Annotated in this window: 17 protein-coding genes and 1 tRNA gene; 13 read left to right on the forward strand and 5 right to left on the reverse strand. The window is 67.9% G+C overall.

Annotated elements, in window-relative coordinates:
- Positions 1–2: 2 nt before the first annotated feature.
- The 9 genes from RIE08_10505 (at position 3) to RIE08_10545 (ending at position 7,740) form a co-directional block, all read left to right on the forward strand.
- The gene (locus tag RIE08_10505) at positions 3–1,016 is read left to right on the forward strand and encodes a TIGR03842 family LLM class F420-dependent oxidoreductase (GenBank protein MEQ8718028.1); all 1,014 of its coding nucleotides are present in this window, start codon (positions 3–5) and stop codon (positions 1,014–1,016) included.
- 10 nt (positions 1,017–1,026) lie between these two features.
- Complete coding sequence (locus tag RIE08_10510; GenBank protein ID MEQ8718029.1) at positions 1,027–1,980, forward strand: ABC transporter permease subunit; 954 nt, start codon at positions 1,027–1,029, stop codon at positions 1,978–1,980.
- Complete coding sequence (locus tag RIE08_10515; protein ID MEQ8718030.1) at positions 1,977–2,768, forward strand: ABC transporter ATP-binding protein; 792 nt, start codon at positions 1,977–1,979, stop codon at positions 2,766–2,768. Before RIE08_10510 ends, RIE08_10515 begins: the two co-directional genes overlap by 4 nt.
- Positions 2,765–3,553 carry an ABC transporter permease subunit gene (locus tag RIE08_10520; GenBank protein MEQ8718031.1) on the forward strand — a complete coding sequence of 263 codons (789 nt, stop codon included), beginning with the start codon at positions 2,765–2,767 and terminating at the stop codon, positions 3,551–3,553. Before RIE08_10515 ends, RIE08_10520 begins: the two co-directional genes overlap by 4 nt.
- Before the next feature lie 62 nt (positions 3,554–3,615).
- A complete protein-coding gene (locus RIE08_10525; protein MEQ8718032.1) occupies positions 3,616–4,854 on the forward strand; it encodes an ABC transporter substrate-binding protein in 1,239 nt (412 codons plus the stop codon).
- Positions 4,855–5,030: 176 nt separating this feature from the next.
- The gene (locus RIE08_10530) at positions 5,031–6,491 is read left to right on the forward strand and encodes an NADP-dependent isocitrate dehydrogenase (GenBank protein ID MEQ8718033.1); all 1,461 of its coding nucleotides are present in this window, start codon (positions 5,031–5,033) and stop codon (positions 6,489–6,491) included.
- A 206-nt stretch (positions 6,492–6,697) separates the two neighbouring features.
- The gene (locus RIE08_10535; protein ID MEQ8718034.1) at positions 6,698–7,027 is read left to right on the forward strand and encodes a hypothetical protein; all 330 of its coding nucleotides are present in this window, start codon (positions 6,698–6,700) and stop codon (positions 7,025–7,027) included.
- Between the two features lie 10 nt (positions 7,028–7,037).
- Positions 7,038–7,127 (forward strand) — tRNA-Ser (locus RIE08_10540).
- A 64-nt stretch (positions 7,128–7,191) separates the two neighbouring features.
- Positions 7,192–7,740, forward strand: coding sequence for a hypothetical protein (locus RIE08_10545; protein MEQ8718035.1), 549 nt, complete (start codon positions 7,192–7,194; stop codon positions 7,738–7,740).
- Between the two features lie 64 nt (positions 7,741–7,804).
- Here the strand turns inward: RIE08_10545 and RIE08_10550 are convergent, their stop codons facing one another.
- Complete coding sequence (locus RIE08_10550) at positions 7,805–8,263, reverse strand: nucleoside deaminase (GenBank protein MEQ8718036.1); 459 nt, start codon at positions 8,261–8,263, stop codon at positions 7,805–7,807.
- Between the two features lie 38 nt (positions 8,264–8,301).
- Between RIE08_10550 and RIE08_10555 the strand changes: the two genes are divergently transcribed.
- On the forward strand, positions 8,302–8,679 hold the full coding sequence (locus RIE08_10555; protein MEQ8718037.1) for a DUF971 domain-containing protein: 378 nt from the start codon (positions 8,302–8,304) through the stop codon (positions 8,677–8,679).
- Between the two features lie 68 nt (positions 8,680–8,747).
- The gene (locus RIE08_10560) at positions 8,748–10,811 is read left to right on the forward strand and encodes a S8 family serine peptidase (GenBank protein ID MEQ8718038.1); all 2,064 of its coding nucleotides are present in this window, start codon (positions 8,748–8,750) and stop codon (positions 10,809–10,811) included.
- 33 nt (positions 10,812–10,844) lie between these two features.
- Here the strand turns inward: RIE08_10560 and RIE08_10565 are convergent, their stop codons facing one another.
- Complete coding sequence (locus RIE08_10565) at positions 10,845–11,204, reverse strand: cyclic nucleotide-binding domain-containing protein (protein MEQ8718039.1); 360 nt, start codon at positions 11,202–11,204, stop codon at positions 10,845–10,847.
- A gap of 179 nt (positions 11,205–11,383) precedes the next feature.
- Between RIE08_10565 and RIE08_10570 the strand changes: the two genes are divergently transcribed.
- A complete protein-coding gene (locus tag RIE08_10570; GenBank protein ID MEQ8718040.1) occupies positions 11,384–12,406 on the forward strand; it encodes an adenylate/guanylate cyclase domain-containing protein in 1,023 nt (340 codons plus the stop codon).
- 6 nt (positions 12,407–12,412) lie between these two features.
- Here the strand turns inward: RIE08_10570 and RIE08_10575 are convergent, their stop codons facing one another.
- From RIE08_10575 to RIE08_10585, 3 genes are all read right to left on the reverse strand, one after another.
- Positions 12,413–13,234: a hypothetical protein gene (locus tag RIE08_10575; GenBank protein MEQ8718041.1), complete on the reverse strand. Its 822-nt coding sequence runs from the start codon at positions 13,232–13,234 to the stop codon at positions 12,413–12,415.
- Positions 13,231–17,244 carry an Ig-like domain-containing protein gene (locus RIE08_10580; GenBank protein ID MEQ8718042.1) on the reverse strand — a complete coding sequence of 1,338 codons (4,014 nt, stop codon included), beginning with the start codon at positions 17,242–17,244 and terminating at the stop codon, positions 13,231–13,233. The genes RIE08_10575 and RIE08_10580 overlap by 4 nt, the downstream gene beginning before the upstream one ends.
- A gap of 108 nt (positions 17,245–17,352) precedes the next feature.
- Positions 17,353–19,176: a protein kinase gene (locus RIE08_10585; protein MEQ8718043.1), complete on the reverse strand. Its 1,824-nt coding sequence runs from the start codon at positions 19,174–19,176 to the stop codon at positions 17,353–17,355.
- A gap of 127 nt (positions 19,177–19,303) precedes the next feature.
- On the opposite strand from RIE08_10585, the gene RIE08_10590 reads away from it, so the two are divergent.
- Positions 19,304–20,620, forward strand: a complete 1,317-nt coding sequence (locus RIE08_10590; GenBank protein ID MEQ8718044.1) for a GGDEF domain-containing protein — start codon at positions 19,304–19,306, stop codon at positions 20,618–20,620.
- The last annotated feature ends 7 nt before the right edge of the window (positions 20,621–20,627 follow it).

Here is a 20,627-nt window from a genome sequence, read left to right on the forward strand (position 1 = left end):
CGATGGACTTCGGTGTCGTACTGCAGACCGATCCGCCCGCGTGGCGCGTCGTGGATCTCGCCAAGCGGGCCGAGACGCTCGGGTTCAGCTACGGCTGGACCTTCGACTCCCATGTCCTGTGGCAGGAGCCGTTCGTCATCTACTCCGCCATGTTGGCCGAGACGCACCGGATGATCGTCGGGCCGATGGTCACCAATCCCGGCACCCGCGACGCCACTGTCACCGCATCGCTGTTCGCCACGCTCAACGACATGTACGGCAACCGCACGATCTGCTCGATCGGCCGGGGCGACTCCGCGATGCGTGTCATCGGGAACAAGCCGTGCAACCTCGCCACCACCGGTGAGGCGATCGACGTGATCAGAGCCCTCGGCAACTCGGGGCGGATCGCCTACAACGACACCGACCTGGACTTCCCGTGGTCCCACGGCAGCGAGTTGAAGGTGCTCATGGCCGGCTACGGGCCCAAGGCGCTGAAGCTGTGCGGTGAACGCTCCGACGGATTCGTACTGCAGCTCGCCGACCTGTCCATCGCCGAGTGGACCATCAACACCGTCAAAGAGGCGGCGGCCGCGGCCGGCCGGGATCCCGACGACCTGTACATCGTCGTCGCCGCCCCCGCCTACGTCGGCGACGACATCGCCCACCAGCGGGACCAGGTCCGTTGGTTCGGCGGCATGGTCGGCAACCACGTCGCCGATCTCGTCGAACGCTACGGCGACGCAGGCGACGCCGTGCCCGCCGCACTCACGGACTACATCGAGGGTCGCAAGGGCTACGACTACGCCGAACACGGCAAGGCCTCGAGCACCCACGTGGACTTCGTGCCCGACGAGATCGTGGACCGATTCTGCGTCCTCGGTCCGCCCGAGGCGCACGTCACGCGGATGACCGAACTCGCCGCGCTGGGTGTCGACCAGTTCTCGATCTACCTCATGCACGACCAGAAGGACGAGACGCTCAACGCCTACGGCCAGGTCGTCATCCCCGCAGTGCGCGAGGCGCTCGCGTCGTGAGTGCACGGGGGTGAGTGCGCCGGATCCGCTCCTCGCCGATCAACTCGCCGCCGCCTCGGGGCGGCGGACCGATCGGCGCCTCGTCGCTTCCAACGCGCTGCGGCGGAGCCTCACCTTCGCCCTCTTCGTCGTAGCGCTGGCCGGCCTCTACACGCTCTACAAGGCGCTCGGTCAGGCGCTCGACGACTCCCAGCTGGACTGGTGGTTCATCGGCGACTACCTGCCACGCTCCGACGACCGCAACATGCCACCGATCCTCGACATCCTCCGTGAGTTCGGCGAGTCGCGCCGGGCCGGCGGCAAGACCATCGGCAGGTCGACCCTCGACGGCGCCGTCTTCACGCTGCGTGAGGCTGCCGTGGGCTTCGCCATCGGCGCCTTCGTGGGGATCGTGATCGCCATCGCACTCGTGCGGGCGCCGATCGTGGAGCGCGCCGTCCTGCCCTGGGTGATCGTCTCGCAGACCATCCCGCTCATCGCAATCGCCCCGATCATCGTCATCTGGGGCCGTTCGAACTTCGACTTCCTGCCGTGGGAGTGGCAGGACTGGATGTCGGTCTCGCTGATCGCGGTCTACCTCACGTTCTTCCCGGTGGCGGTCAACGGCATTCGCGGCCTCAAGTCGGCGGACTCCGCAGCCCACGAGTTGATGGATTCCTACGCGGCCTCCTGGGGGCAGACCTTGTGGCGGCTGCGCCTTCCGGCGTCGCTGCCCTACCTGTTCCCCGCGCTCAAGATCGCCGGAACGGCATCGGTGGTGGGGGCGATCGTGGGTGAGATCTCCGGCGGCGTGCGAGGTGGTCTCGGCCGGCTGATCCTCGACTACGCCGGTACCTATACGACGGGTCCGGAGCGGCTCTACGTCTCGGTGATCGGCGCGGCGGTGTTGGGTCTCGTCGTCGTCGGGATCATCACGGTCGCCGAGCGGATCGTGCTCGGCCGGAGAGGACAGGTAGCCCGATGAACGCTGACGGAACCGACGTCGCGATCACCGTCGGTGGTGTCGACAAGACCTTCAACCCCGGTCGGCCCAACGCGGTGCACGCGCTCGCCGACATCGACCTGTCGGTGGGCGCACGGGAGTTCGTCTCGCTGATCGGTCCGTCGGGCTGTGGCAAGTCCACGCTGTTGCGCCTGATCGCGGGACTCACCGAGCCGACCGGAGGGGAGATCTCGGTCCTCGGCAAGACCGCCGACAGGGCGCGTCGTGACCAGGACTACGGGATGGCGTTCCAGAAGGCCGGCCTGTTCGACTGGCGCACGGTCGCCCGCAACATCGAACTCCCGCTCGAGTTGATGGGCTGGTCCCGCGAGAAGCGTCGGACACGGGCGCTCGAGATGCTCGACATGGTGCGCCTCGGGGACTTCGCCGACCACCACCCCGGCGAGCTCTCGGGCGGAATGCAACAACGCGTCGCCATCGCGCGCGCCCTGTCGTTCAATCCGACCCTGCTGTTGATGGATGAACCCTTCGGCGCGCTCGACGAGATGACCCGCGAGCACATGCAGTCCGAGCTCCTGTCGATCTGGCGTGAGACGCACACGACGATCGTCTTCGTCACCCACTCGATCCCCGAGGCCGTGTTCCTGTCCACCCGCGTCGTGGTCATGTCGCCCCGCCCGGGTCGCATCGCCACCGAGATCGAGGTGGACCTGGGCGACCGCGACGACGACACCCGCGGCGACGAGGCCTTCTTCGAGAAGGTCACCGAGGTGCGCGCCGCGTTGCGCGCCGTAGAGGGCCACGCGTGAACGTCGTCCAGCGGGTCGGCCGGGCGTGGTGGCCGCCCCTCGTGTTCGGCGTGGCGGTCCTCGTGATCTGGGAGGCGCTGCTCGCGGCCACCGACCCGGAGGGCTTCGTCCTTCCCCCGCCGACCGACATCGTCTCGGCCATCGGCGAAGACTGGTCGGTCATCTGGCAGGCCAGCCGCGTGACGGGTTTCGTCATCCTCACCGGGCTGGGGTTCGGGATTCTCGTCGGGGTCGTGGGGGCGCTGCTGGTCACCCGGTTCCGTACGGCGAACGAGACGCTCACTCCGCTCGCCATCGCGATCAACGCGATCCCGATCATCGCCCTCGCCCCCGTCTTCAACAACTGGATCGGGCTGACCAAGCCCGAGTCCAACCAGGCCGTCGTCGTCCTGTTGGTGTTCTTCCCGGTCTTCATCAACACGGCCAAGGGCCTCACACAGGTGTCGTACGACCAGGTCGAACTCATGCGCTCCTACGCGGCTAGCGAGTGGACGATCGTGGCGAAGCTGCGGATCCCGAACGCGCTGCCGTATTTCTTCACCGCGCTCAAGATCGTCGCCTCGCTCGCAGTCATCGCGGCGATCGTCGCCGAGTACTTCGGCGGCCGTCAGGACGCACTCGGGCCGATCATCACCCAGAACGCCGGTCTCGCCCGGTACGACACCGCATGGGCGGCCGTGGTGGCCGGCAGCGTCATCGGCATCGGCCTCTACGGCATCGCAGTGGTCGCCGAACGTCTTGTCATGCCCTGGCACCACGAAAGCGAAGGCGAAACATCTGCGTAACACCGGCCTGGCACACTGAATCCTCTGCCCGATGGGCGAATCCCGACCAAGGAGGGGAAACCATGAGAGGGAACCCACGTCGACTGATGCGTCTCCTGGCGCTGCTGTTGACTCTTTCACTGATCGCCGCAGCCTGCGGTGACGACGATGACGACACCGCTGCCGGTGACGACGGAGCCGCCTCTGACGACGGCGCTGCCGGTGACGACGGGGCTGCGTCTGATGACGGCGCTGCATCTGACGACGGTGCCGCATCTGATGACGGCGCGGCGACCTGTGAGACCGTGGACGAGGTGTCGCTTCAGCTCCAGTGGTTCGCACAGTCGCAGTTCGCGGGCTACTACGCGGCCGCGGACCAGGGTCTCTACGACGCGCTGTGCCTCGACGTGACGATCCTCGAAGGTGCCGTCGACATCGTTCCGGCCACTGTGCTCGCCTCGGGCGCAGCCGACTTCGCCATTTCGTGGGTGCCCCGTGGTCTCGTGCCACGTGAGGAGGGCGCCGCCGACATGGTGAACATCGCCCAGGTGCTCCAGCGATCGGGCACGCTACAGGTGAGCTTCGTGGAATCCGGCATCACGACCGTCGAGGATCTCGAGGGCATGAACGTCGGCAACTGGGGCTTCGGCAACGAATTCGAACTCTTCGCCGGCCTCCGCAATGCGGGACTGGATCCCGCCAGCGACGTGACACTGGTCCAGCAGGACTTCAACATGTCCGCGCTGCTCAACGGCGACGTCGACGCCGCCCAGGCGATGATCTACAACGAGTACGCCCAGGTGCTCGAGAGCATCAACCCCGAGACGGGTGAGCTCTACCAGCCTGAGGATCTCAACATCATCGACTGGAACGACGTCGGCACGGCGATGCTCCAGGATGCGATCTGGGCCGACGAGAGTCGCCTCGCCGATGAACCGGAGTATCGCGACATCGCAGTGCGGTTCGTACAGGCGTCGCTCGAGGGTTGGATCTGGTGCCGCGACAACTTCGACGCCTGCGTGGACGTCGTGGTCAACTCGGGGACCGAGCTCGGTCTGTCGCACCAGGCGTGGCAGTTGAACGAGATGAACGGTCTCATCTGGCCCTCGCCGCTCGGTGTGGGTGTCATGGATCCCGCTCTGTGGGAGCAGACCGTCGAGGTCGCGACCACCGAGGGGATTCTCCAGGCGCCGCCCGATGACGGTGCGTTCCGCACAGATATCGCCGAGGAGGCCGTCGCCAACCTCGAGGCCGCGGGTCTCGATACGACCGGCGAAGGCTGGACTCGCATCGAGGTCACCCTGAACGAGGGCGGCAACTAGGCCGACCGCGTCTGTCGTCAGCGAGGGGCCCCGTCCGATCCGGGCGGGGCCCCTCCGCGTCCAGACCGGCTGAATGCGAAGTCTAATACCGTGGTTGCAATAACGATGATGGCATATATATATTGGATAAGTTCCAAAGGGCAGCCAGCCCACCCTCCCGACCAAAGGAGTCGCCGATGTCGACCACCTCAGCTGATCTCGTTCCGATCACCGTCGCCCGCGGCGACGGCATCGGGCCCGAGATCATGGACGCGACACTGCGCATCCTCGAGGCGGCGGGTGCGCGCATCGCCGTCGAGGAGATCGAGATCGGTGAGGCCGTCTACAGCCGGGGGATCACCGCCGGCATCGAGCCGGCATCGTGGGAGTCCCTGCGGCGCACCAAGGTGTTCCTCAAGGCGCCGATCACCACGCCCCAGGGTGGCGGCTACAAGAGCCTCAACGTCACCGTGCGCAAGACATTCGGCATGTTCGCCAACGTCCGGCCCTGCCCCTCGTATGCGCCGTACGTGAAGACGCGTCATCCCGACATGGACGTCGTGATCATCCGGGAGAACGAAGAGGACCTCTACGCCGGGATCGAGCACCGCCAGACGCCCGAGGTGTACCAGACGCTGAAGCTGATCAGCCGGCCGGGTTCCGAGCGCATCGTGCGCTACGCGTTCGAGTACGCCCGTAGCTACGGCCGTTCCAAGGTGACCTGCTTCACCAAGGACAACATCATGAAGGGCACCGACGGCCTCTTCCACAAGGTCTTCGACGAGATCGCCGAGGACTATCCCGATCTCGAGTCGGAGCACTGGATCGTCGACATCGGCGCGGCGAAACTCGCCGACAGCCCCGAGAACTTCGACGTCGTCGTTCTGCCGAACCTCTACGGCGACATCCTCTCCGACGTGGCGGCGCAGATCGCCGGCTCCGTGGGTCTCGCCGGCAGCGCGAACATCGGCTCGGACGTCTCGATGTTCGAAGCCATCCACGGTTCGGCGCCCCGGCGGGCCGGCCAGGACATGGCCAACCCTTCCGGGCTCCTGCTCGGCGCCGTCCAGATGCTCCTGCACATCGGACAGGGCGACGTCGCGACGAAGGTGCAGAACGCCTGGCGGCGCACCATCGAGGACGGGGTCCACACCTACGACATCCACGACCCGGAGACCTCGACGGAGAAGGTCGGGACCTCCGGGTTCGCCGACGCCGTCATCGCCCGCGTCGGCTCCACGCCCGAGATCCTGCCCGCGGTCAGTTACCCCGACCGGACCGAGCCCATCCGCATCGACGTCGTGCGGCGGACACCGCCCGAGAAGGTCTTCGTCGGAACCGACGTGTTCCTGGACTGGTGGGATGGCACGGCCGACGATCTGGGCAAGGCGCTCTCCGAGCACGCCGGGCCCGATCTCCAGTTGGTCATGATCACCAACCGGGGTCAGAAGGTCTACCCCGACGGCGCCCCTGAGACGTTCTGGACCGACCACTGGCGCTGCCGCTTCCAGGCGGTCGATGCCGGGGCACCGGTCACCCACGCGCAGATCATCGCCCTGCTCTCGCGTCTCGACGATGCCGGCTTCCCGTTCATCAAGACAGAAGGCCTGTTCACCTTCGACGGTGAGCCCGGCTTCTCCCTGGGCCAGGGTCAGTAGCCGTCGACCTCGTCTGGTACGTCTCCTACGGGTCGAACCTGTCCCGCGAGCGTTTCCTGACCTACCTGACCGGAGGGCGCCCGCCCGGCCGCACCGAGGGCCAGAGCGGCGCGCGGGATCCGTCGCCGCCGCGTGAGGACCGGCCGCTCGTCATCGCGCACCGCCTCTACTTCGCAGGGGACACGACGGTGTGGGGCGGCGGCGGAGTGGCCTACGTCGACGCGGAGCCTGATGCGAACGCGCGGACGCTCGCCCGGGCGTGGCTCATCACCGAGGAGCAGTTCATCGACGTGTGGGACCAGGAAGGTGAGCGCTACGCCCGGCGCCTGGACCTGGACCCGATCGACGGCCAGCCGGCGGTGACCTTCACGACGCCGGTCGACCTGGCCGACCAGGTGGCACCACCCTCCGACGCCTACGCCGCCACCCTGGTCGTCGGTCTCGTCGAGTCACACGGCATCGGGGAGACCGAAGCGGCCGCCTACGTTGCGGCGGCCGCTGGCGGACACCGTGCCGCCGGGCGTTCACGGCGATAACGTCGCTGGCGGAGGGTTGCCAGAGCGGACGAATGGGGCGGCCTCGAAAGCCGTTGTGGCGCTTGCGTCACCATGGGTTCAAATCCCATACCCTCCGCCACTCACAACCCGAACCATCCGGCAGCAGCGTCGAGGCGCTGACCTTCCACCTATGGAGCTCAGCCATGAAACGCAGTTGTCTCGTGCTCGTACTGGCCCTCGCGATGCTCGGCGTCGCCTGCGGCGGTGGTGATGATGATGATGAAGGGAGCGCATCCGCCGGCGGTGACAGTCCCGCCGAGACCGACTTTCCGCCGCCGACGCTGACCTCGGGCGAGGTGTGCGAGATGATCGGAACCAACGACGTCGTCGCCATCTTCGAAGGCGTAAGCGCCGCATCTCTGCCGCTGACGACCAACACGGGCTGCATGTACTCGGTGTTCGACGGTGAGAACACTGCGGGGGAGGCGACGATCACGTTGCTGAACAACGGTGCTCGGCCCGGCTACGAGGCCCGCGTCGAGTTCTGGTCATCTCGCCGCACCGTCACCCCGATTCCCGACTTCGACGGCGCGGCCTATCAGGGCGACGCGGTACTGGTCGAAGGAGGAAGTGGCCCGGTTGCCATCGTGATGTACCTGGGCGGCAACTGGGTCTGGGAAGTCAACTCGGGTGCGACGGGCGACGCAGCGATCACCGAACGCCTCGCACGAGCCTTTGCAGCACAGGTCTGAGGTCCTGCGCCCGACGACGCAGTGAGCTGTCGGCGCGACGGCCACTCCCACGTCCAGCCAATTCTCAGCGGCGTTGTGCAAAGAACTCCGAGACGAGTGCCGCGCACTGCGACGCCTCTACACCGGCCACCACTTCGAACTCGTGGTTGAGCCGGGGGTCGGCTCCGAGGTTGTAGAGCGAACCGCAGGCTCCGGCCTTCTGGTCCGGAGAGCCGAACACCACCCGCGCGACGCGCGCGAGTAGTGCCGCCCCGGCACACATCGGGCACGGCTCGATGGTCGAGACCAGTACGGCACCGTCGAGGCGCGACGACCCCAGCACGTCCGCCGCCCGCCGCAGCGCGAGGACCTCGGCGTGTGCCGTCGGATCCGATGCCGCCTCCCGCTCGTTGTGCGCCCGGGCCACGATCGCGCCGTCGACGACGACCACCGCGCCGATGGGCACGTCGCCGTGGTCGGGAGCGAGGCGAGCCTCGGCGAGAGCGGCGGTCATCGCCTCGTCATCGGGGAGTTCCTGTGGCACGACGATGATCGTAGGGCCGCGTCGGGCATCCTGTGTCGGTGGCGAACGGGGATCAGCCCAGCGGCATCGATGTGCGGCGCGACGAGGGTGTCACCCTCACGTGGCCCGACGGCTTCGTCGCCGAGTTCGACCTCATGACCCTGCGCCTGGGCTGTCCGTGCGCGACATGTCGGAGCCTGCGCGACCGGGATGAGGACACGTGGCCACGCCCGGGTGGCCCCCAGCCGTTGCGCATCACCGACGCCCGACTCCACGGGGCCTGGGGCCTCAACGTCACCTGGAACGACGGGCACTCGACAGGGATCTACCCGTTCGAGGCCCTGCGCCGGTGGGCCGAGGGTGGTCCGGCGTTCGCGGCGGACTCCGGGCTCGGTGGTCACGAACCTCCGGCCGATGCGGACGGCGCACCCCGATAGGGCCTACGGTTCCATACTGAAGGTGCCGATATGTCGATCGTGATCATGATCCCGAGCGGGGGAAAACCGTGAAAAGACTCGCCGTCGTTGTTGCCGCCATGGCCCTGGTCCTGTCGGTGCTCACCCTGGCTTCCCCAGGTACCTCTGCTGCCGCTCCTGGCGACCAACGGGTGGATGTCATCGTCCAACTCGCGCCCAGCGTCGGCGTGTCCGCCACCTCGGCGGATCACGAGCGGCTCGGCGTCGACGTGCAGGAGTCGTTCCGCAATGTCTTCAACGGCTACGTGGCCAACGTCGCCGAGTCGGCCATCGAAGATCTGAGAGCAGACCCGCGGGTCTTGAGCGTCGAGGTGGATCAGGCCGTCCACGCGACCGCGCAGAGCACCCCGCCCGGTATCGAACGGATCGGTGCGGCGAGCCGCGACGAGTTCGTCAATGAGGCGGACGACGTCAGGGTCGACGTCGACGTGGCCGTCCTCGACACCGGAATCGACGGGGATCATCCGGATCTGAACGTCGTCTACGACGTCAACTGTCTCGAGGTTCCGAGCGCCTGGTGGTGGGGCACGTTCTTCGAGCGTTGGTTCGGAGGTCCTCCCGCCGAGTACCCGTGCCAGCCCGACGGCAGCGAGGACGGTGACAGCCACGGCACCCACGTCGCAGGGACGATCGCCGCGCTCGACAACGGCGTCGGCGTGGTCGGTGTCGCCCCCGGCGCCCGCCTGTGGAACGTCAAGGTCCTCGACAATGCCGGGGACGGGACGATCTCCTCGATCATCCGCGGCCTCGACCATGTCGTGGGGCTCGGCTCGCAGATCGAAGTCGTGAACATGAGCCTCGGGTGTGTGTGCCAGAGCTCAGCGCTCGACACCGCCATCGCCAACACGATCGCGGCCGGCGTGGTCGTCGTGGCCTCTGCCGGAAACAACGGCATCGACATCGCGAACACCCGACCGGGTGGCAACCCCGACGTCATCGGGGTGTCCGCGTTCGCCGACTACGACGGTGCCCCCGGCGGCAACGGGTCTGGTTGTGCCACCCCCGACGACACACGTGCTTCGTTCTCCAACTACGGCACGGGCGTGGCGGTAGCGGCACCGGGCGTCTGCATCCGGTCGACCGTCCCGGGTGGCGCCTACGGAACCAAGAGCGGTACGTCGATGTCCTCGCCGCACGTGGCCGGTGCCGCAGCGCTGCTCGCGAGTGCCGACAACCCGAACAACCGCAGCGATGTCCTCGCGATCCGCGCGGCGTTGGTCACCAACGGCGTTCAGGACTGGGTGGACAACAGCGGCGACGGAGTGCTGGAGCCGCGCGTGAACGTCGCACCTTCGGCCTTCGACCCCTCGACCGTCGCGGGCACTGAGGATCCGCCGCCGGGGAACCAGCCGCCGACGGCGTCTTTCACGGTCTCGTGCGACGAACTCGAGTGCACCTTCGACGCGTCGGGTTCCTCCGACGACGATGGCGTCGTCCGCTACGACTGGGTCTTCGGTGATTCCGCGACGTCGTCGGACGGTCCGTCCGTGGCGACGCACACCTACGCCTCACCGGGCACGTACACGGTCGGGCTCACCGTGTTCGACGCCGAGAACCTCTCCGGCTCCACAACCCGATCGGCCCAGCCGTTCGAGAATCAGCCGCCTACGGCGTCTTTCACGGTCTCGTGCAACAACCTGACGTGTTCGTTCAATGCGTCCGGGTCCTCCGATGACGGTGGGATCGTCTCCTACACGTGGGACTTCGGCGACTCGACGGGGACGACGGAGGGTGATCCGAACACGTCACACACCTACGCCTCGGCAGGCTCCCGTACGGTCACCCTGACCGTCGAGGACGGCGCCGGCCTCGACGACTCGACGACGCGTTCGGCGAACCCGACCGACCCGCCCGCGGTGAGCATCACCGCCGACGTCGTGCTCACCGACGGCTTCTTCATCGACCGCTTCAACATCACATGGAGTGGGGCGACGACCTCGACCGTCGACATCCGACGTGACGGGGCGCTGCGGACCACGACCGCGAACGACGGTCAGTTCACCGACTCGATCTGGTTCAACTCCCGCACCCACTCCTGGCAGGTCTGCAACAGGGGCAGCCTCACCGAGTGCTCGGTGCCTGTCATCGAGTGACCGCCACGCCCTGAGGTCCGGCCACGGTCGGCTTCAGGTGGAAGCCTTGGCGTTCGCGCTGCGCAGGCGGTCGGCCATGATGCCGAGCACGGAGGTGGCGAAGCCGGGGGTCTGCTGGACCATGAACTCGAAGCGCTTCCGGTCGATCCGCACGACCTCCGCATCGCTGCGCACGGTGGCCGACGCGGAGCGCGGTGAATCGTCGACGAGAGCCATCTCGCCGAGGATCTCACCTGCGCCGAGTGTCTGAACGACGTTGTCGCCGACGGCGATGTCGATCTCGCCCGACTTGATGACGAACATGTCGTCTGCGGGGTCACCTTCGGAGAAAAGAACATCCCCGGCGGCGAGCATTTCGCCCTCGCGGTTCTTGAACAGGTCCAGCGTCCTCATGGATCCAGAACCTACTCGGCCCGCCAGGTCCGATCGGCGGGATGTCGTGATGTTCCCGCCCCGTTTACCGCAGGTTCGGCCCGTAGCAAGGCCACGTTCATCGCCGGCGTCGGTCGAGGCCGACGGACGCGGGTGAGATCGCTACCATCACGGTCGATGGTGCCCAGAATGCGTGAACGATGACCCACCCGATCGTCGTCATCAGACAACCCGGCCACACCCCCGTCCACCTGTCGGTGCGTGAGCCGGTCGAGATCGGCCGGGAGTGCGGCGGACTCATTCTCGCCGACCCCCAGGTATCGCGCCGCCACGCGGTGATCCGGCCCGCCCGCGGAGAAGGGGTCGAGATCGACGACCTCGGCAGCACCAACGGCACGTTCGTCGCCTCCACCCGCCTCACCAAGGCGGTCCGCCTCACTCCCGGCGTCGTCGTGCGTCTCGGCCAGACCACCGTCGAGCTCGAAGCACCGGTGCGCCAGACCCCGGCCCGTTCTCAGACCAGCAAGGGCACCATGATCGGCGGCGCCCCTCCCACCGGGGGCGACGCGCCCGACGGCCGTGTACGTCCGGCCGCCGGTGCAGATGCGGATATCCGACGGACCTCGATCGAGATGGTCGCCGAGGCTGCGAGGGAGAGCGGTCCGATCGCCCAGCACGTCGTCGCCGGGGATCAGGGAACGGTGACGATCGTCTTCAGCGACATCGAGTCGTCCACCGACAGGGCGCTCGCTGTCGGCGACACCGTGTGGATGGAGATGCTCGAGACCCACAACGACATCATCCGTCAGAACCTCACCAAGTTCGGCGGGCGGGAGATCAAGAACCAGGGCGACGGGTTCATGTTGAGCTTCCCCGGGGCGCGTCGTGCCCTGCTGTGCATGATCGCAGTTCAGCGCGAGCTGGACCAGCTCGAGAAGAGCCGTCCCGAGGTGGCCGTGAAGATCCGTATCGGGCTGCACACGGGTGAGGTGATCGCCGACAGCGACGGGGACCTCTTCGGCAAGCACGTCATCATCGCTGCGCGGATCGCGAACCTTGCCAGTGGTGGCGAGATCCTCGCGTCGAGCCTCGTCAAGGAGATCAGTTCGGCTCGCGGTGACATCGACTTCGGGGATCCCCGTCAGGTCGAGCTGAAGGGCGTCGGCGGCGAGCACCTGGTCTATCCGGTGCTGTGGGAGACGAGCGCAGCCGTCGACTCCTGATCCGGGTCAGCTGATCGTCGTGGCGAACTCGTCGTAGCCGCGGTCGTCGCGCCCCGCGCCGGTGTCGATCTCGTCGTCGGGGTCGGCATCACGCACGGCCTCGCTCAGTGATCCGGGAGCGACGTAGCCGAGGATGAATGTGCCGATGGTCGGCAGCAGCACGAGCGGCACCCACGCCGACGCGGGCACGGCGGCGATCCTGACGACCGACAGACCGACCGTGACGAGAAGACCGACCCCGAGGCCCAGTGCGGCGAACTGTGCGCCACGGGTGAACCGGTTGGCGCGCAGGCGACGTCCGTAGACAGCTGCGGCGAGCGAGGCGATCGTGAGCACGGTGAAGAGGAGGATGGCGAGCGCGAACCAGCCGAGGGCGGAGGTCGCGTTGCCGCGGACGTCGGCGATGAACTTCGTCGAACCCACGACTTCCCGGTCGAGGTCGTAGAGCGTCAACTCCGCTCGCACGAGACCTGTGGCCTGGGACTCGAGGTCGAAGAACTCGAGTGGAAGCTGCACCGAGGTCGAATCGCCGGCGTCGACGGGGACGCCGACCGTCGTCTCGTAGGTGAGGAAGCTGACGCCGATCACGCTGCCCGTCACCCTCAGCCAACCGACCGTGACCTCCTCGTCGGTGGTGTTCGTGACGGTGAGAAAGATCTCGTTGTCCGGACCGGGTCGGAGTTCGGCCGGATCCGAACTCGACGCATCCGCAAGGTCGACGCCGTTGATCGTGGCATCGATGTCGACGTCGTCGGCCGAGGCGGGGGGTGCGGCGAGGGCCACCATCAGGACCACCGCGGCAGCCATCGTGGCGAGTCGACGGATCATCGGTCTCCTCCGGGTCGGCGGGCCGCCGGGTTGGACGGCACCAGTCGGAACAACAGGGCGAGCAGGCCGGCGGTGACGATGACCACCACGACGGTCCGGCCGCCGCCGGGAGCGGCGCTCGATGTCGAGATCAGAATCGGTTGGATCAGCACCGATGCTCCGTCGCAGAACACCTCGACCTCGTGGAGGCCCGATTCGATGCCGAGGGTGGCGATACTGAGGGTGTCGCCGTCGTGGGGCCCGTCGACTGGGACGCCATCGACCGTGGCGGTCAGCTCCCCCGCGCAGTCGGGAAGGGCAATGACCAGCGGACGTCCCGCCGTGGCACCGAGGACCTGGGCCGCCGGCGCAGGGTCGGCGCCTACGGCGACCTCACCGTCGTCGTCGGGCGCGGCGGTGGGCGACGGGGTCGGTTCGGCTGTCGGGTCGGCTGTGGGTTCGGCGGTGGGCGACGGGGTCGGTTCGGCGGTCGGGTCCGGTGTCGTTGCGGGGGTGGGGTCCGTGACGGGTGGCGTCGTCGGGGTGGGCGAAGGTGTCTGCGTCGGAGATGGGGTGGCTGCGGGGGTGGGCGAAGGTGTCGGCGTCGGAGATGGGGTGGCTGCGGGGGTGGGGCTCGGCGTCGGGGTGACGGTGGGCGTCGGTTCGGTCGTGGGCGTCGGTGTCGGCGTCGGGTCGATCGTCGTGATCGTGATCGTCACGTCAGCCTGGTTGGAAGTGGCGCCGAAGACGTCCGTGACCTCGTAGGTGATCGTGTCGGTGAACACGGCGTCGGCGTCGATATCGCCTCCGGCCGTGCCGATCGCCGTCGGGTCCGGCGTGTACAGCACTGAACCGTCGCCGTTGGGCGTGGCGGTCCCGAAGGTTCCGTTCGTGACGATGGTGACCGTGCCGGGGTCGATCGGGCTGTCCGGATCGGTGACGAGGGGCGTGATCCAGAACTCGACCGGACCCTCGCCCGAGGCGATCTCACCCGGGCCCGCCGTCGGGGTGACATTGCCGGGTTCGACGACGATGATCACGGTGGCCGTGTCGGAGCCGTAGGAGTCGGTGATCCTGTAGGTGAACGAGTCGACGCCGCTGAACCCCTCGTCGGGCGTGTAGGTGAAAGACCCGTCGCCGGAGACCACGGCCTCACCATTGGCCGGGTCCGTCAGCTTCTCGGGGGTGGCCACCTCGTCGTTGGAGGCGTCGTTGCCGAGTACGCCGTCGGCGGGCACGACGAGTGGTGTCTCGAAGGCAGTCGTGTCGAAGTCGTCGGTGGCGATGGGGCCGGCCGGTCCCGGGCCTGGAACCGTGATCGTGACCGTCGCACGGCCACACTGGTCCGACTCCTCGAAGTCGGCCGACAACCCCTCGTCCGACTCGCCTTCGAACCCGAAGCTCCAGCAGACGTCGTAGATGAAGGAGTCGGCGCCGTAGAAGCCCGCGTTCGGGGTGTAGGTGAAGAAAGGATCTTCGAAATCGGAGTCGTCGACGGCCGTGGTGCCGAAGGCGGGGCCGCTGCGGACGCGGATGTCGACGAGGACGTCACCCTCGCCGACGCCGTCGGGGATCCCGACGTCGTTCAGCAACACCTCGACGTCGACGGGGGTGCCCTGTGGGGTGGAAGTCGAGTCGTCGCGGGCGCCGACGGTGATCACGGTGACCGCAGCGCCCGTGCAGACCGTGGCCGCGGCGCCGACCTCGGAGTCGGGCACGCTGTCGACGAAGAACTCGCAGATCTCCCAGTCGAAGCTGTCGGGGCCGAGGTGGTCGGGATCCGGGACGTAGGTCCAGTCCGCCGAGTACCCGAAGACGATCCCGTCACAGCATTCGCTGATCTCGTAGCCGTCGAAGGTCAGCTCACCGTCCGTGGGGCCGCCGGTGACCGACGGCGGATCACCGGGGACGTCGGAGCGGTCTTCGTCACTGATGAAGGCGAACACCCGGTCGCCGTCGGGATCGACGTCCCTCTCCGAAACGTAGAAGGTCCCGTCGTTCGTCTCCGGTCCCTCGAAGACGTTGACCGTGACGGTGGCGACGTCCCCGCTCTGATTGCCCGCCGTGTTGACCCGGTAGGTGAAGCTCGTCACGTAGGTGCCCGACGCGGGGTCGTAGTCGAGCTCGTCGCACTCGTCGTCGACCGATGCGGTCACGGTGCCGCCCTCGCCGACGAGGTCGCACAGGAGAGTGCCGGTGGCCGGGAGCGACGCGACGGTGATCGTTCCGTCGTTGAACGGCGACGGACCGTCCGGGTCCGTGTCGTTGTCGGTGATGAAGAGATTCGTCGTCTCGCCGCCGTAGACGAACTCCGTGTCGTCGACTGCCACGGGGGGCTGGTCCTCACCGAGGGTGATGGTCACCGTTGCGACGTTGCTCGCATCGATGCCGTCGCTGGCCTGGTAGGTGAACGACGTCGAGGTGAAGCCGCCCAGCGGATCGGGAAGCGAGTAGAAGCAGATGGAGGTGAAGCAGTCGAGGTCGCCGCGGGCGTCGTCGAAGCCGGGACCGGGGCTGGTGAACTCGAGGAAGTCATCTTCGGGATCCGGGTCGGTGTCGTTGCCGAAGGGGGAGATGATGATGCTCTCGCCGTCGCCGGCGTTGGCCTCTGTCACGGTGACGTCGTCGTCGACGGCGGTCGGAGCGACGTTCGTCGACGCCGTCACCGTCACGGTCACGGTCGCCGTCACGCACTCGAGGGTCGGATTCGAGTCACAGAGCTCGTAGTCGAAGGTGTCGATCAGGGGGAACGGACCGGCGTAGGACTCCGGCGGGTTGTACTCGATGACCCCGTTCGAACTCTGACAGGTCGAGAAGCAGAAGAGCTCGCCGCCCTGGTCGCTCGTGTCGCTGCTGCCGCCTTCGAGGCCGATGGAGACGTCACCGCCGAAGCCGAAGAACCCGTCCCAGGCGTCGTTGTCGGTCACCGGAATGTCGACGTTGCGGTCGATTGCCACCGTGGCGGTGTCGTCGACCGCGGCCGGCAGGTCGGTCGGGTCGACGTCGATCGTGACCGTGGCGGTGTCGCACAGCGGGGTGGGCGAGGTGTCGTCGCACACCTCGTAGACGAACGAGTCGGTCGTCGGCGCGACGGCGGTGGGTGTGTAGCCGATCTCGTAGGAGCACTCGCCTGTTCCGCTGTCGCAGTCGACGGTTCCGGAACCGGGGCCCGAGACGAGCGAGTAGTCGAGTTCCTCGGGCGGGCCGTCGTCGGGATCGGTGTCGTTGGCGGACACATCGATGTAGATGGTCTGCCCGATCGTCGAGCCCGAATCGTCACGTGCGATCGGCGCGAGGGGCTCGGGACGGACCACGTCGATGCTGGCCAGGCCGGTCGCCGCGGCTCCGAAGATGTCCTCGGCGGTGTAGGTGAACGAGTCGGGCCCGAAGTACCCGGTGTCGGGGGTGTAGGTGACCGTTCCGTCGCTCTCGACGACGATCGACCCGTGGTCCGGATCCGAGGTGGCGGTGACCGAGACCTCGTGACCCTGGGGGTCCACGTCGTTGGCGGCGGGGTCGAGATTCTGGGGCAGGTCCGTCGTCACGGTGAACTCGTCGTCGGCGGTGCGGGGAGCCTCCAACTCGACGCCTACCGTGACGGTCGCCGACGGAGAGGTCACCGGGCCGATGCCCTCGATCGTCGCCGTCCACGTGTAGGCGAAGGAGTCGACGCCGCCGAAGCCGTCATCGGGTGTGTAGGTGACGGTCCCGTCCGATTCGCCGGTGGCGGAGCCCGATGTGGGGTCTGTGGTGACGGCGATGGAGAGTTCCGAGACGAATCCCGAGTCCAGCGGGAGCAGCCCGTACGAGTCGTTGGCGAGAACGTCGAGGGCGGTCTGACGCGTGGCGGTGGGCGCGTCGGGTTCGGCGATCGCGAACACGTCGTCGACGGCGGCCGCGCCGGGGGACGGCGGAGCGGGTGGGTCCACGGCGCCGGCCGGGCCGATGGAGCCGACCCAGGTGAGCACCGACGCGACCAGCACGGCGGCTGTGAAGCCGCCGACGAGCTTCGGACGGGAGAGTCGGGTCACCACGGGGTCCCAGGGGGTCGTGAGGCGGGTGGTGGTGTCGGAGCGTGAACAACCGACCGTGCAAGCCTAGACGTCAGGGGTGCAGGCCTGCCAGGCCGCGAGCGGCGGTCAGGCCGTACGCGATGCCCGCCGGATGCGGCCGCGCCGTCCGACCGTGAGCAGCGCCCAGCCCAGCGCCGCGCTCCCGACCGCTCCGGCCAGGGCCGCGACGATCAGGTGGGGGACCGTCGGCTCGCCGTAGCCGAGCACCGCGCCGAGCGCGACGAACAGGAGGCCGACGAAGGCGCCGGTGATGAACATCCCCACGAGTGCGGAGATCTTCCGGCGTCCCTTGCGGAGGGGCCTGATGTTCGATTCGAGGTAGGCGAACACGGCGAGCGCGAGGATCAGGGCGATCGCACCGGACCCCGTCAGCCAGCGACCGGTGTTGTCGATCTCGAACTCGTGGCTGACGACCTCTGACCCGTCGGTGTCGGTGAACACGAGGCGGCCGGTGGCCGATCCGCCGACGTACCAGCGGGCCGAGCTGGACTCCCACACGATCGGTTCGCCGACCTCGACATCGGCCGGGCCGATGTCGGTCAGCTCGATGTCCGCGCCGACGATCTCGAGGCGTACCTGGTCGGCGCCCGGGATGATCTCGGAGATCACCAGCGTCGTGTCGCCGGTGAGGTCCAGGTCGATGGTCCCGTCGGTGACGTCGGTTCCGTTGATCGTCACGACGCCGGGCTCGAGGCCGCTCACTCGGTCCACGCTCCCGAAGCCGACGATTCCGATGATCGCGGCGACGACGAGAGCGACCACCCCGACCACGAGTTGGATCACCGGGAACGCCGGTGGGGTCAGCATCTCGCCGACGGAGAGGAGGTCCCCGGCTTCCATTGCCGTGCCGCCTCCGGTGCGCTTGGCCGGGTGGAACGCACTCGATGACGGTCGGATCGCCTGGGTGGGTGCGACTGACGCCATGCCTGCGGCCTGCGTGGCCAGCGGGTCGTCGGTCACGATCGGGTTGTGGGTCGTCCGCATCGACGCCGAGAGGCGTTCCGAGCCGTGTACGGGAACGCCTGTCGCGTCGCCCCAGTCAGGACCCCAGGCGGTGGCTGCCGCCTCGCCGAGAGCGCAGCCGAAGTCCTCGGCGGTGCTGTAGCGGTCTTTCGGGTCGCGGGCGAGGCTCTTCATGACGACGGCCGCGATTTCCGGTGGGGTGGCGGGCGCGACGTCTCCGATGTCGGGGGGATCGGTCGTGATCCGTTGCGTGAGCAGTGACAGCGGACCGCCGTCGGTCGGCTCGTACGGCAGCCGCCCGGAGAGGAGTTCGAAGAGCATCGTGCCGGCGGCGTAGACGTCGGCGCGCTCGTCGACGTCACGTCCCTCGGCCTGCTCGGGCGCCATGTAGGCCGGGGTCCCGAGGACGCTGCCTTCGACGGTCGCCTTGGTGGTTGCTCCGTTCACGACCTTGGCGATCCCGAAGTCGGACACCTTGAGGGTGCCGGCCTCGTCGAAGAGGAGGTTCTCCGGCTTGATGTCGCGGTGCAGGATGCCGCGCTCGTGAGCGTGCTGGAGGCCCGCCGCGGTCGCGATGACGAGCGCGCAGCTCTCCTGAGGTGTCAGGCCGGTGTCGATGAAGCGCGACCACACGGTGCCGCCCGGCAGTGCCTCCATCACCAGAGCGCACATGTCGGGGCGTTCCACGAACTCGTACACCGGCACGACATGGGGGTGGCCCAGGCGACCGAGAGCCTTGGCCTCGGCGAGGAACCTCTCCCGAACGGTCTGATCGCGGACGAAGGCCTCCGGCAGTTCCTTGATGGCCACGGATCGGCCGAGAGACTTCTGCTCGCCGAGATACACGATCCCCATCGCCCCGCGGCCGAGTTCACGCACGATCGAGTAGTCGGGGAGGGCGTCCGCGAGGCGGGTGTCGGGGTTCACAGCGCGCAGGCTAGTCGTCGGATCGTGTCCGCAGGGACTACGGAGTGGTCGTGGCGGTACCGTCAGCGATGTGTCAGATCGAGTGGACGCGGGTGCTGGGGCGACTCGGGAGCGGGGACGTGTCCCGTTGGATCCCGCGCTGGCGGTCGAGATGGTCGAACGCTGCCTCGACGTCACCTGCGCCATCGACGGTGAGGGTCGCATCACCTATGTGAGTCCCTCGGTGACCGACGCGCTCGGGTACGAACCGTCCGACGTCCTCGGGAGGAGCTTCCTCGCTTTCATCGATCCGACGGACGTCGAGCGGGCGATGGCGGTCTATGTGGCCAGCCGGACGCGCTCGGAGCCGGACGGGGCAGCGAACTACCGCCTGCTCCATGCCGACGGTTCCTGGGTCCGCTTCGACATCACCGGTGTACCGCTCGACGACACCGCGCCCCACGAGGATTTCGTGCTCCAGTTGCGGCGTGGTCAGGACGCCCATCTGCTCACCCAACTCCTCGAAGGGCTTCTGGCAGGGGCCGACACGGCCGAGGTGCTTGCGCCGCTGGTCGACTTCGGCGGCTGGCGCTCGGATCAGTACCTCTGCACGGTCGTGTGGGAGGACGTGAACGGGGTCCTGCGCCGGGTGGGCGACGTGGTCGCTGCCGAGATCTGTGGTCTTGCCGACGTCGATGGTCCGTGGCGTGACGCCCTCCAGGCAGGCACCGAACGGATCGTGGACGCCGCTTCGCTCGATGCCGGCTTGGCCCGACATGCCCGCGATGGCGACCTCCATACAGCCTGGATCGTCCCGGTGCCCGATCGACGTGGTCGTCGTGATGCCGTCATCACGGTGTGGACACGGCGTGTGGGGCTGGCGGTGGAACTCACGGCCAGCTGGGTCCGTGTGCTGAGAGATCTCGTCGAGGTCATCCTCGCCTGGCGTGATTCCCTGGAGCGCCTCGAGCACGCCGCCCGACACGATGACCTCACCCGTCTGGCCAACCGTGCGACGTTCGCAGCGGAGTTGGCGGCCGCTTCCGGAGGCGAGAAGTCCCTTCTGTACATCGACCTCGACGGCTTCAAGCCTGTCAACGACATGCACGGGCACTCGACCGGGGATCTGGTCCTGCGGGCGGTCGCCGAGCGGATCCGATCCGCGGTGAGGCCCGGAGACGTCGTGGGCCGTGTCGGCGGTGACGAGTTCGCCGTCCTGTGTCGGGACTGCGGTCGTCATGAGGCCGCGGCCATCGCCGACCGGGTGCTCGCGGTGCTGTCAGAGCCGATCGTGGTCGGTGCGACGACCTTCGGTATCACCGCGAGTATCGGTATCGCGGCGGGCACCGATGCCGAGGACCTGGTGGATGCCGCCGATCAGGCCCAGCTCCTGGCGAAGCGGGCGGGCGGCGACACAGCGGTGGTCCACGATGCCGCCGCATCGGACGTGCCGTCGCGCGAATGACCTCGGT

Source organism: Acidimicrobiales bacterium (assembly GCA_040219085.1).
Taxonomy (GTDB): domain Bacteria; phylum Actinomycetota; class Acidimicrobiia; order Acidimicrobiales; family JAVJTC01; genus JAVJTC01.